Origin of the sequence: Rhizobium pantanalense (genome assembly GCF_030182525.1) — a bacterium.
Classification (GTDB): domain Bacteria; phylum Pseudomonadota; class Alphaproteobacteria; order Rhizobiales; family Rhizobiaceae; genus Rhizobium.
This window is the reverse complement of the sequence record NZ_JAQJCH010000006.1, coordinates 360,977-373,392: the sequence shown is the minus strand read 5'-3', so window position 1 is coordinate 373,392 and position 12,416 is coordinate 360,977. Positions and strand designations below refer to the sequence as shown.

The 12,416-nt window shown below is 59.7% G+C and carries 13 protein-coding genes; 6 read left to right on the top strand and 7 right to left on the bottom strand.

Annotated features, from left to right (window positions below):
• Window positions 1-62 precede the first annotated feature (62 nt).
• From PH558_RS17770 to fabD, 3 genes are all read right to left on the bottom strand, one after another.
• Window positions 63-299 carry an acyl carrier protein gene (locus PH558_RS17770; protein ID WP_004122114.1) on the bottom strand — a complete coding sequence of 79 codons (237 nt, stop codon included), beginning with the start codon at window positions 297-299 and terminating at the stop codon, window positions 63-65.
• Window positions 300-585: 286 nt separating this feature from the next.
• A complete protein-coding gene (gene fabG / locus PH558_RS17765; RefSeq protein ID WP_095434401.1) occupies window positions 586-1,323 on the bottom strand; it encodes a 3-oxoacyl-[acyl-carrier-protein] reductase in 738 nt (245 codons plus the stop codon).
• Between the two features lie 25 nt (window positions 1,324-1,348).
• Window positions 1,349-2,293, bottom strand: coding sequence for an ACP S-malonyltransferase (gene fabD, locus PH558_RS17760; protein ID WP_095434400.1), 945 nt, complete (start codon window positions 2,291-2,293; stop codon window positions 1,349-1,351).
• 195 nt (window positions 2,294-2,488) lie between these two features.
• On the opposite strand from fabD, the gene PH558_RS17755 reads away from it, so the two are divergent.
• Entirely contained in the window at window positions 2,489-3,532 is a 1,044-nt protein-coding gene (locus PH558_RS17755; RefSeq protein WP_285205780.1) for an aldo/keto reductase, read from the top strand.
• Window positions 3,533-3,610: 78 nt separating this feature from the next.
• On the opposite strand, the gene PH558_RS17750 is transcribed toward PH558_RS17755, so the two are convergent.
• Complete coding sequence (locus tag PH558_RS17750) at window positions 3,611-4,354, bottom strand: histidine phosphatase family protein (RefSeq protein ID WP_285205779.1); 744 nt, start codon at window positions 4,352-4,354, stop codon at window positions 3,611-3,613.
• A gap of 390 nt (window positions 4,355-4,744) precedes the next feature.
• Here PH558_RS17750 and rpsF point away from each other — a divergent pair, with 390 nt between their 5' ends.
• The 4 genes from rpsF to rplI all read left to right on the top strand — a co-directional run bounded on the left by rpsF (window position 4,745) and on the right by rplI (window position 7,195).
• A complete protein-coding gene (gene rpsF, locus PH558_RS17745) occupies window positions 4,745-5,191 on the top strand; it encodes a 30S ribosomal protein S6 (RefSeq protein ID WP_069616186.1) in 447 nt (148 codons plus the stop codon).
• 13 nt (window positions 5,192-5,204) lie between these two features.
• Window positions 5,205-5,453 (top strand): 30S ribosomal protein S18, encoded by a 249-nt coding sequence (gene rpsR, locus PH558_RS17740; protein ID WP_004122103.1) that lies wholly within the window; start codon window positions 5,205-5,207, stop codon window positions 5,451-5,453.
• Between the two features lie 165 nt (window positions 5,454-5,618).
• Window positions 5,619-6,596, top strand: coding sequence for a DUF2232 domain-containing protein (locus tag PH558_RS17735; protein WP_095434397.1), 978 nt, complete (start codon window positions 5,619-5,621; stop codon window positions 6,594-6,596).
• A gap of 20 nt (window positions 6,597-6,616) precedes the next feature.
• Window positions 6,617-7,195 (top strand): 50S ribosomal protein L9, encoded by a 579-nt coding sequence (gene rplI / locus PH558_RS17730; protein WP_069616184.1) that lies wholly within the window; start codon window positions 6,617-6,619, stop codon window positions 7,193-7,195.
• Between the two features lie 185 nt (window positions 7,196-7,380).
• Here the strand turns inward: rplI and PH558_RS17725 are convergent, their stop codons facing one another.
• Genes PH558_RS17725 through PH558_RS17715 form a run of 3 tightly spaced genes read right to left on the bottom strand, consistent with a single transcriptional unit; the run spans window position 7,381 to window position 10,564 of the window.
• Window positions 7,381-8,448, bottom strand: coding sequence for an HlyD family secretion protein (locus PH558_RS17725; RefSeq protein ID WP_095434396.1), 1,068 nt, complete (start codon window positions 8,446-8,448; stop codon window positions 7,381-7,383).
• A gap of 17 nt (window positions 8,449-8,465) precedes the next feature.
• On the bottom strand, window positions 8,466-10,112 hold the full coding sequence (locus PH558_RS17720) for an MFS transporter (protein WP_285205778.1): 1,647 nt from the start codon (window positions 10,110-10,112) through the stop codon (window positions 8,466-8,468).
• 8 nt (window positions 10,113-10,120) lie between these two features.
• Window positions 10,121-10,564 carry a MarR family winged helix-turn-helix transcriptional regulator gene (locus tag PH558_RS17715; protein WP_092710521.1) on the bottom strand — a complete coding sequence of 148 codons (444 nt, stop codon included), beginning with the start codon at window positions 10,562-10,564 and terminating at the stop codon, window positions 10,121-10,123.
• Window positions 10,565-10,894: 330 nt separating this feature from the next.
• On the opposite strand from PH558_RS17715, the gene PH558_RS17710 reads away from it, so the two are divergent.
• The gene (locus PH558_RS17710) at window positions 10,895-12,391 is read left to right on the top strand and encodes a replicative DNA helicase (protein ID WP_069616180.1); all 1,497 of its coding nucleotides are present in this window, start codon (window positions 10,895-10,897) and stop codon (window positions 12,389-12,391) included.
• Window positions 12,392-12,416: the final 25 nt, after the last annotated feature.

The window sequence follows — 12,416 nt, the reverse complement described above, 5'->3', positions numbered from 1 at the left end:
CCGGCGTCGCCGGACGAAATAGGGCGGACTCTTCAGCCCGCCCCGTCAAAAAGCGCGAAAGATTAGGCCTGAGCCTTCTCAATGAACTTTACCGCGTCGCCGACCGTCAGGATCGAGTCAGCAGCGTCGTCCGGAATTTCAACGCCGAATTCTTCTTCGAAGGCCATGACCAGTTCGACGGTGTCGAGCGAGTCCGCACCCAGATCGTCGATAAAGCTTGCGCTTTCAACAACCTTGTCGGCGTCAACGCCAAGATGATCAACAACAATTTTCTTTACGCGTTCTGCGATATCGCTCATGTCGGTTTCCTCGACCTTATATCCTGATGAGAATGCCTTGTGACATCCCTACCCTAATTCAAACCTGCAGCATCTGTTCCGACGCCGCTGGCAAACCCGTTCAACCCGGCATTGAGATCCGGTCCAGCGCCTTGAATGTGGCCCAGTCCGCCTGAATTTTCCGGACGACTGTTCACAGTCATGGCCCGCTTAACACGGTTTAAGTCCGTCGCAAAGCCAGAAAATAGCCGGCTCCGGGTTGCTCAACATGCTATTGGCGGGAAAGTTCCCCCCAACAGCAATTCCTTTAGATCATCGCCATGCCGCCGTTGACATGGATCGTCTGCCCCGTGACATAGCTCGCCTCCGAGGAAGCGAGATAAGCGACGGCGGAAGCGACTTCCTGACCCGTGCCCATACGCTTCATGGGGATCGCCCCCATGATGGCTTCCTTCTGCTTGTCGTTCAGCTTGCCCGTCATCGCGCTTTCGATGAAGCCCGGCGCAACGCAGTTGACCGTGACGTTGCGGGTGGCGATTTCCTGCGCCAGCGACTTGGTGAAGCCGATCATGCCGGCCTTGGAGGCGCAATAGTTCGCCTGACCCGGATTACCCGTCACGCCGACGACGGAAGTGATGTTGATGATGCGGCCGTAGCGGCGGCGCATCATCGGATGGGTCAACTCCCGCGTCAGGCGGAAGACGGCGGTCAGATTGACTTCCAGCACGGCGTCCCAGTCCTCGTCGCTCATGCGTACGAAGAGGCCGTCCTTGGTGATGCCGGCATTGTTGACGAGGATATCGACGCCGCCGAGCTCCTCTTCCGCCTTGGCGCCGAGCGCCTTGACTTCATCGCGGTCCGACAGGTTGGCCGGGAAGATCTTGACGCCATCGCCGAGCTCGGAGGCCAGCGCCTCCAGCTTTTCGACGCGCGTGCCGTGCAGGCCGACGATGGCGCCCTGCTTGTGCAGGAGCCGGGCAATTTCTTCACCGATGCCGCCGGATGCGCCGGTTACCAAGGCCTTGCGGCCGGTCAAATCAAGCATGTGCGTCCCTCGTTCCTTGAATATATCAGCCGAGCAATGCGGCAAGCGCCGTGTCTATATCTGCAGCATTGTTGACGGCGATGCCGTTGACCGACTTGTCAATGCGGCGGGCAAGACCCGTCAGCACCTTGCCGGCGCCAATTTCATACAATGTTGTCACATTGTAGGCGGCAAACCATTCCACCGTCTCACGCCAGCGTACCTGGCCGGTAACCTGCTCGACCAGCAACCGCGCAATCTCATCAGCATCGGTAACCGGAGCCGCCTTCACATTAGCGATGACAGGCACGACCGGGTTGGCCTTGGCGACGCCGGCAAGCGCTTCGCGCATCGCGTCTGCGGCAGGTGCCATCAAAGCAGAATGGAACGGCGCGGAGACCGGCAGCAGGATGGCGCGTTTGGCGCCCTTACCGGTCGCAAGCTCAGCAGCCTTTTCGACCGGGGCTTTCTCGCCGGAGATAACGATCTGGCCACCGCCATTGTCATTGGCGATCTGGCAGGCGCCGAGCGCGGAGGCTTCTTCGCACACAGCAACGACATCAGCATGTTCAAGGCCAATGATTGCGGCCATGGCGCCAACGCCGACGGGCACTGCCGCCTGCATGGCATTGCCGCGGATGCGCAGCAGGCGCGCCGTATCGGCAAGCGAGAAGGTGCCGGCGGCACAGAGCGCGGAGTATTCGCCGAGCGAGTGACCGGCAACATAAGAGACCTTGCTCTTCAGATCGAGGCCGCGAGCCTGCAGCACGCGGATGACGGCGAGCGAGACGGACATCAGCGCCGGCTGCGCATTGGCCGTCAGCGTCAGCTTGTCTTCCGGGCCGTTGAAGATGACGTCGGAAAGCTTTTCACCGAGCGCTTCATCGACTTCCTCAAAGACGGCGCGCGCCTCGGCGAAATTGTCGGCAAGGTCCTTGCCCATGCCGACAGCTTGGCTGCCCTGGCCGGGAAATGTGAAAGCAACAGTCATTATAAAGCGTCCTTTTGGGGGTCGTTTCGCTTCCCAATGACATTGTTTGCGGCGGAGTCAATAGTGCAAGCCCCGCAGCCACAGGCTTTTGCACCCGCGAAGCGCAATGATTTTTTTCTTGCGCTCGCTCAGATCGGGCCTAAATTCTCGCGACCTCATTCATTTTGGCTTTCTCCCATCTCCCAAGGTTTTCCCATGAAATATAAGAATTTAGGCCGCACCGATATTTCCGTTTCGCAGATTTGCCTGGGCACGATGACCTGGGGCACGCAGAACAGCGAAGCCGAAGCCCATGAACAGATGGATTATGCGGTCCAGAAGGGTATTAATTTCTTCGATACCGCCGAAATGTATCCGACGACGCCCGTCGGACCGGAAACACAAGGCCGCACCGAGGAATATATCGGCACCTGGTTCGAGAAAACCGGCAAGCGTAAGGATGTCGTGCTCGCCACCAAGGTCGCCGGCCCGGGCCGCGAATATCTGCGCGGCGGCCAGGGTCCGGATGCCGCGAATATCAACGCAGCGGTCGACGCCAGCCTGAAGCGGCTAAAGACCGACTATATCGACCTCTATCAGGTTCACTGGCCGAACCGCGGTCATTTCCATTTCCGCCAGAACTGGCGTTATAATCCCTTCAACCAGGATCGCGAGAAAGTCATCGCCGAGATCACCGAGATCCTGGAGACAATGGGCGAGCTGGTGAAGGCCGGCAAGATCCGCGCCGTCGGCCTCTCGAACGAGACGACCTGGGGCATCCAAAAATATCTCACGATTGCAGAGCAGAAGGGCCTGCCGCGCGTCGCCACCACGCAGAACGAATACAACCTCCTCTACCGCCATTTCGACCTCGATCTGGCTGAACTGTCGCATCACGAAGATGTAGGCCTGCTCGCCTATTCGCCGCTCGCCGGCGGCATCCTCACCGGCAAATATGTCGGTGGTGCCCGTCCGGCCGGTTCGCGCGGCTCGATCAATCTCGATATCGGCGGCCGCCTGCAGCCGCTGCAGGAGCCGCCGGTAAAAGCCTATCTCGAAATCGCCGCCAAATACGGCATCGATCCTTCGAAGCTGGCGCTCGCCTACTGCCTCACCAAGCCCTTCATGACCTCGGTTATCATCGGCGCGACGACGATGGCGCAGCTCGAGACCGATGTGGCCGCCGCTTATGTAACGCTGCCGGAAGAGGCACTTGCCGAGATCGAGCAGGTACATCGCAAGTATCCGATGCCGATGTGAGGCTGGAAAAGCGCCCTATTTCAGGGCGCCTCAACATCATAAGGTGTACCGGGCCGAACCTGCACGACAGATACTCTATTACTCCGTCCTCGGCGCAATCGCCAATTCGGAGCCATGGGCCCCGCGCAACTCGTCCTGCCCCTTTACCCGGTCCGTGGACTTGTGAAGCAGGATCGAGCGATAGCCGTCCGAACTGCGCCCTTCGATCAAGGTGACATCGGCATTTCCCGGATTGTCGGAGCGCTCGAACCAATCGACCGGGTGGTGCAGGAAGTTCATCTCGAAAGCCCTGTTGGTGACGCCGTGGCCGACGATGATGACATTGTTTCTGCCGTTTTCGGCGTCGTGCATGACGGTCTGCAGGAACAGGCGGACGCGCTGGGCGACATCGGCGCGGCTTTCGCCGTCAGGCGGACGCGCGTAGAATTTGCCGTTATTGTTGCGCAGCCTGGCCCATTTCTCGAACTCATCAGGGAATTTCCGCTTCTGTTCGGCGTGATCGTAGATTTCGGTGAAGAGGCCGAAATCCTGTTCGCGGAGCAGATAATCCTCTCTCACATCCCTGATCAGATCGGCCGACAGAACCTCCAGCAGGGCATCCTTGCTCTGCCGCGTCCTCAGGAAAGGCGAGTACCAGACGCTCAGCTTGCGTAATTCGGCTGATGGCAGCCCTTTCAGATAGGCGGATATCGCCTCCCCTGCCTCCAGCACCTGCCGGTAGCCCCATTCGGTCAAGGGGACGTTATGATCGCCAAACTGCCGATAGGCCCGGTCATCGATATTGCCGAGGGATTCGCCGTGCCGAACGAGAAAGATGCGCATGAACCATCCCTGTTGCTGCAATTCGCATCCCATCATATGGGAGAGTGCGGCGGGTGCAACGCTGCGGCGGACGGGAGTTCGCGATTTGGCCCGAGCATCAAGGCCGCTCTCGGGCAAAACGGCATAATTTCGCTCGTACCCTTGCCTTTCGGAGAAAAATCCGTATAAGCCGCCCTGTTCGCAACCCGGTCTTCTGGCTGGTGGCTGAACGGAGGGCCGGTTTCCGATAAGGGAATCGTTCGGAACGGAAGCGTTCCAGCCTCCCGTGTCTCCGCTCTCGACCGTCTCGGAAACGCTTTTCTTGCTTGGGTTTACCCTCTCAGGAGCAGTCGTTGAGGCTTAGCCGCCGAATATCGGGTTCAGACCAACGCAAGAAAGGCAAAGCTATCCATGGCTCTTTACGAACATGTATTCCTTGCCCGGCAGGATATTTCCGCTCAGCAGGTCGACGCCCTCGTAGAACAGTACAAGGGTGTCATCGAAGCTCACGGCGGTAAAGTCGGGCGTATCGAGAACTGGGGCCTCAAGTCCCTCACCTACCGCATCAAGAAGAACCGCAAGGCTCACTACGCCCTGATGGACATCGATGCTCCGGCCGCTGCGATCCAGGAAATGGAACGCCAGATGCGCATCAGCGAAGACGTCCTGCGTTACATGACGATCGCTGTCGAGCAGCACGAAGACGGCCCGTCGGCCATGATGCAGAAGCGCGACCGTGACGACCGTCCGCGCCGCGATGGCGACCGCCCGGAGCGCAGCTTCGGCGATCGTGGTCCGCGCCCGGATCGTGGTGACCGCGAAGACCGTCCGCGCCGCCCGCGCGAAGACCGCGTATAAGGAGATTTGAGAGATGTCTGAAGTTTCTTCCGCACCGGTCCGCCGTCCGTTCCATCGCCGCCGCAAGACCTGCCCGTTCTCGGGCGCCAATGCGCCGCGCATCGACTACAAGGACGTTCGTCTCCTGCAGCGCTACATTTCCGAGCGCGGCAAGATCGTTCCTTCCCGCATCACGGCCGTTTCCCAGAAGAAGCAGCGCGAACTCGCCCAGGCGATCAAGCGCGCCCGTTTCCTCGGCCTGCTGCCCTACGTCGTCGCCTAATATAAGCTGACGCCGAACGAATTAGAGGGAAGGCAGCGATGCCTTCCCTTCCCCCTTTCGCGATGGGCGCGGATCGGAACCTTGAAACCCCATGTTGGGGATAAGCTTTCAGGCCTGCGTGGCGAAGGCATCCTCTAACTGCTCGATACGAAGCAGGACAGCGACGTGAAAAAGTTGAACGCAAAAGAGCTTGGCATCGGCGCGCTCGCCGGTCTGACCGCCGCCCTACTCGTGTATGGCGCGACGGTGCAGCCATTGTTGTTCATCCTGTTCGGTGCACTTTCAGCTCTCCCGATCCTGATCGTCGGCCTCGGCTGGGGCAATATGGCCGTCATCGTTGCCGTCGTGGTCGCCGGCATCGTCGGAACCGTTGCGCAGTCGGTCTATTTCGGGCTATTCGTCGTTCTCCTGACGCTGATCCCCGCATGGCTCAGCCATCTCGCCAATCTGGCCCGTCCCGCCTCCGAACTCGGAGGCCCGGACAATCTGATGGCCTGGTATCCGCTCTCCGACATCATGTTGCACCTGTGCGGTCTCGCAGCCGTCGTCATCGTCGTCGCCGGCGCGGTCATGGGCTATGGCGCCGATCTGGTGGGCCAGGTCGTGGACGCCTACATCGCCGCGGTGAGCCAGCAATCTCCCGATCTTCAGCTCAATCCGGCTGCGATCGCGAAGATGAAGTCGCTGATGCTCTACATGATCCCGATCGCCTGGGGCATGATCTGGGTCATGATGCTTCTGGCTGCCTATTATGTGGCGACCCGCATCGTCGCGGCTTCGAGCCACAATTTACGCCCGCGCGAGGATATTCCCTCGGCGCTGCGTATGAACCGTAATGCGATCTTCGTCTTTCTCGTGGCGATCGTCGCGATCTTCTTCGGTGGCGTCCTCGGCCTCATCGCCGCCGCCGTGCTTGGCGCCTTCGGCGCTGGCTTCATCGTTTCCGGCTTTGCTTCGCTGCACTACCGGACGCGGGGCAAGGACTGGCGTCTGCCGGTTCTGATACTCTGCTACCTGGTATGCTTCTTCGTGACGCTGCCGCTCTTTATCGTTCTCGTTCTCGGCCTCTACGATACTCGCAAGGCGATATCGCTGACCCCGAACAAGAATGTCGACACATCCAAACAAGACACGAAAATCTGACATCGAAAGGAACAACGAAAATGGAAGTCATTCTCCTCGAACGCATCTCCAAGCTCGGCCAGATGGGCGAAACCGTCAAGGTTCGCGACGGCTTTGCCCGTAACTACCTGCTGCCGCTCGGCAAGGCGCTGCGCGCCAACGCCGCCAACAAGGCTCGTTTCGAAGCCGAACGCGCAACGCTCGAAGCCCGCAACCTCGAGCGCAAGAGCGAAGCCCAGAAGGTTGCCGACGTTCTCGCCGGCAAGTCCTTCATCGTCGTTCGCTCGGCTGGCGAAACCGGCCAGCTCTACGGTTCGGTCGCTGCCCGTGATGTCGTCGAAATCCTCGCCGCCGAAGGCTTCAACGTCGGCCGCAGCCAGGTTCACATGAATACGCCGATCAAGGCCATCGGCCTGCACAACGTCACGATCGGCCTTCACGCCGAAGTCGAAATCACGATCGAACTCAACGTTGCACGCTCCGCTGAAGAAGCCGAGCGTCAGGCCAAGGGCGAAACCCTCACCTCCGCCGACGCCATCTACGGCGTTGACGAAGATGCCCTGCGTCCGGAAGACTTCTTCGATCCGGAAGCTGACCGCGACGGCGACGAAGAAGCTTGATCTTCAAGCCTCCGCAGGATTGCGAATGAAGAAGCCTGGGTCTTGCGGCCCAGGCTTTTTTTGTTAGTTGGAATGACGAGCCATCCTCGCCCTTCGAGGTTCCGCGCCGCAGGGGTAAGGATGGAGTGCGTTATAGTATAAAGCTCGACGCAATATCCTGCCTTGCACAGGACAAAGCCCGATTTTCAGTCACCGGTCCTCGGCTCTGGCAACGGAGCCGAATCCTTATCGATCGAAACGACGACGGACATGCCGGGCGCCAGCTGATCCGCCAGAGGCTGTCCATCTTCTATCTTGATCCTGACCCCGATACGCTGGGCGACCTTGGTGAAATTGCCCGTGGCATTATCGGGTTTGATAACAGCAAATTCCGAACCTGCCGCCGGGGAGAAGCGCTGGATGCGGCCCTTGATCTCGCGATGCCCGAGCGCATCCACGGAGATCGTGGCGGGCTGATCGAGCTTCATGCCATCAAGCTGCGTTTCCTTGAAATTGGCGATGACCCAGACGTCCTTCGGAACGAGGTTCATCAGCTGCGTGCCTGATGTCACATACTGGCCAAGGCGGACGCTAACCTCCCCGACACGGCCGTCCTGCGGCGCCCTAATGGTCGTATTGTCGAGATCGATATCGGCAAGCTGCACGGCCGCTTCCGCGCCGCTGACACCGGCTTCCAGCGAAGCGCGGTTGACGATGATCGTCGTCAGGTTCTGCTGGGAGACATCGAGAGCGGCCTTTGCCTGATTGACCGATGCCTGGGCCTGCTGCAGCGTCGCCTGCGCCTGTTCGGAATCGCTCGTGGTCGAGACACCTCTGGAAACCAGCGTCGTGACGCGATCGAAGGCGAGCTGGGCACGCTTCAAGGCAGCATTGGCGCTGTCGATCTGCGCCTGACTCGAGACGATGCCGGCCTTGGCGGCCTGCTCCTGCTGCTGCGAATTGGCAAGTGCCGCCTTCTGCCCGTCCAGCGTCGCGTGGGCCTGCGCCACCTTCTGTTTGTAGATACGGTTATCGATCTGGGCGAGCACATCGCCCTCCTTGACGAGCTTGTAGTCCTTGATCGGCACGTCGGTGATATAGCCGCTGACCTGCGGGCTGATAGTCGTGACATAGCCTTTGACATAGGCGTCGTCCGTGGTCTCCACCGCGGTTTTGAACGGCGGCAGATGCCAGGCATAGAGCACCAACATGACGCCGCCGATGCCGGCAAGAACCGCAATGACTTCGATGGGGGAGCGAACGAGCCTCGACATGGAGCTATTTCATATCCTCATGGGTTGGATGTCGCGACCTCTACCCGATAGTCGGCCACGCGAGCCCTGACGAACTGGAAGAGAACATGGATGGTTAGGCCGGCAAGCGAAAGGAAGGCGATTACGGCGGCGACAAAAAACGCATCTCCATAGGCAAGCATGTTGGCCTCACGGCTCACCTGTGCGCCGAGCAGCGCCAGCCCCTCCCCCTTCAGCAGCGCGCTATCCCCAATCACCTTGCCATAGGAGGATGAAAGCTGACTGACGCGTGTGGCCACATGCGGATCCGTCAGCAGCACGCGCTCGGTCAGGACGGCCGAATGGAACTTCTCGCGAATGGTGATCAGCGTGCCGTAGAAGGCCGAGCCGACGAGGCCGCCGATGCTTTGCGTGAAGGTGAAGACGACGAAGAAGGTTACCAGATAGGGCGGCCCCTTGGATATAGCCTCCTTGAAGCCTGCCGACATGGATGGCGGCAGGAAGAGCGCCGCGCCGGCCGCCACCAGGGCCTGGCTGAGATACATCTGCTCGGGACGGGTCAGGTTCGTCACCTGCGAATCCATCAGCGAGCCCACCCCCATCAGGATAAGCGCGACGAACTGGATCTGCCACGTGTAGCCATAGCTCATGAACGCGGTGCAGATGAGGCCGCCGATGATAGAGAAGGCGAGGATGATCCAATAGAGCAAGGCAAGCTGATCATAGAGCAGGCCGACGGCATTCTGATAGAAGGTCATGATGACGGAGGTCTGCTCGGCGGCAATGATGCGGAAGACCAGCAGGATCGCCGTCAGATGCAGAATTTCCGGCCGAAGCAGCCAGCGAACGTCGATCAAAGGCGTCGACCGCCTCAGTTCGACGACGATGGCAACGGTCAGGGACGCGACGGCAATCGCCAGCACAACCCCGAGCCATGGTACCTCCAGCCACCAATAGAGGCGCCCGACCGACAAGGCGACGGCAAGGCAGCCGAAACCGATCGCGACAAGAAGATAGCTGAAGATATCGCCCAGCACGATGACCTTGACGCGCGGCGGTGGTGTCAGCGGCAGCAGATAGATGATCGGCATGACGAGCAGCGCCAATGCCATTTCAAGCGTGTAGAGGCCACGCCATTCGCCATAGTCGAGTAGCGAGGGCGACACGAGGCGAGTGATGGGGGCGGCAAGCAGCGTGTTCATCATTGCCAGACTGACGCCGATCGTCATCTTCTTGGCCGGCTCGAAGGCCTCCAGCATATAAAGGAAGCCGAGCGTCGATAGCGGCGCGCCGGCAATTCCGCTCAGGAAGCGGACGACGATCGCAGAATGCAGGTCGGAGACGAAGAGATTGAGCAGCGAAGCGAGCACGAAGCCGAGAATGCTGACCTCGGCGAAATTGCGCACGCCATATTGAAGGCGGATCTTCACCAGCGCGATGGCGAGGCTGACATTCGGCGCCATATAAGCGGCAGAGAGCCAGGCCGATTCTGTGGTGGTCGCCGCAATGGTTCCCTGAATTTGCGTAAGGTTGGCGAAGGCGAGATTGAGACCCAGGCCCTGCGTCAGAAAGAACATGACAGATGCCGCAATATAGAGCGGCACTTTCCAGCCCGGCATAGGCGGTGGAGCGGGTGGGACGGCGTTGGCTTCCGCATTGGCGACCGGGCCCGGATCCCCGCTCATGCACTACCTCATGATTTACCGATATTCTGAAGATTGGCAGTCATGGCACGGATAACCTTCAGCGCCATGCCGACATCCTCGTCCGAAATCCCCTCCAAGATATCCGCACGCACACCGGTGGCAAGAGCCTCGACCTCGGCGGCAACGACTTTTCCGGATTCCGTCATGAAGATCTGCTTGGCGCGGCGATCGGACACCGCGGCACGGCGCTCAATGAAATTCTGCGCTTCCATTGCGTCAAGGATGCGCACGAGCGTCGGCGTTTCCAGCTCCAGTTCGTCGGCAAGCTCCCTCTGGTTTATTCCGTCCCGGCGGGAGAGCTTGCGAAAAACCCTCGCGCGGGAAAGGGTCATGCCGTGCTCTCGAACGAGAGCGTCGAAAGCCGCCCTCAGCTTGCGATTGAACGCGGAGAGGTCGTCGAAGAGCTCTTGTCTTGATGGCGCACCTGGCATTATTGCAACTTTATACTATAAGCATCCTACCCTAATTTAAGGGGAATACCCGGATTTTCCCAGCTTTTCAAGCAGGATAGCCGCAACAGTTGATGCGTGCAGAGAAAGACCCGGCTAAAATGTTCCCCACGGATAGTTTGCATAAGTGATTCGTGTGTCGATCTTTGCGTTGCAAAGTGGCCACAAGGGATTTTTTACGTGGCGGAAACTTGTCCCTGTGGACGAGTGGAACAACGTTGATAGGTCGGTGTGGCCATCCGTTTGCACGGTTGACCATGACATCGGAACATCGCAAACCAGACGACACCCTAAAGCATGAAGAGATGGAAAATGAACGAAGCTGCGCGCAAGCTCGCCGCCATTGCTCCCGCCGACCAGCATTATCGCGAAGCGCCCAATAACATTGAGGCGGAACAGGCTCTGCTCGGCGCCATCCTCGTCAACAACGATGCTTATTACCGCGTCTCCGACTTCCTGAAGCCGATCCATCTCTACGAACCGCTGCACCGCAAGATCTTCGAGGTCGCCGGCGATATCATCCGCATGGGCAAGACCGCCAACCCTGTGACCATCAAAAGCTTCGTGCCGGCTGACGAGAAGGTCGGCGACATGACGGTCGCGCAGTATCTCGCGCGCCTCGCCGTCGAAGCCGTGTCGATCATCAATGCGGAGGATTACGGCCGCGCCATTTACGATCTGGCGCTGCGCCGCGCGCTGATCACCATCGGCGAAGACATGGTCAACATCGCCTATGACGCGCCGCTCGACATGCCGCCGCAGACGCAGATCGAGGATACGGAGCGCCGGCTGTTCGAGCTTGCGGAGAATGGCCGCTACGACGGCGGCTTTCAGTCGTTCAATGATGCTGTCGCACTGGCGATCGACATGGCGGCCGTTGCCAAGGAGCGTGACGGCGGCCTCTCCGGCATCTCCACGGGCATCCACTCGCTCGACAGCAAGATGGGCGGCCTTCAGCGCTCCGACTTGATCATCCTCGCCGGCCGTCCTGGCATGGGCAAGACCTCGCTTGCCACCAACATCGCCTATAATATCGCCGCCGCCTATGAGGGCGAAGTGCAGCCTGATGGCTCAATGAAGGCGAAGAACGGCGGCGTCGTCGGCTTCTACTCGCTGGAAATGTCGTCAGAACAGCTCGCCACCCGTATCATCTCCGAGCAGACGGAAGTCTCCTCCTCGAAGATCCGCCGCGGCGACATCAACGATGCGGATTTCGAAAAGCTGGTGGCCTGCTCGATGATGATGCAGAAGGTGCCGCTCTATATCGACCAGACGGGTGGTATCTCCATCGCCCAGCTTGCGGCCCGCGCGCGTCGCCTGAAACGCCAGCGCGGCCTCGACGTTCTGGTCGTCGACTACGTACAGCTCATGACCGGTTCGAAGAAATCGGGCGAAAACCGCGTTCAGGAAATCACCGAAATCACCACCGGCCTGAAGGCGCTCGGCAAGGAGCTCAACGTTCCGATCGTGGCACTCTCCCAGCTCTCGCGTGCGGTCGAAAGCCGTGACGACAAGCGGCCGCAGCTTTCGGACCTGCGTGAATCCGGCTCGATCGAGCAGGACGCCGACGTGGTGCTCTTCGTGTTCCGCGAGGAATATTATGTGAAGAACCAGGAGCCGCGCGATCCGAACGATCCGAAATATGCGGAATGGGAAGCGCTGTTCGACCGCGTGAAGGGCACGGCCGATGTCATCATCGCCAAGCAGCGTCACGGACCGACAGGCACGGTGAAGCTCGCCTTCCAGTCGGAATTCACCCGATTTGCCGACCTCGCCGACCCGTCTTTCACGCAGTATGAGGAACATTGACGCTTGCCGCGTCAATGTTCCGCTG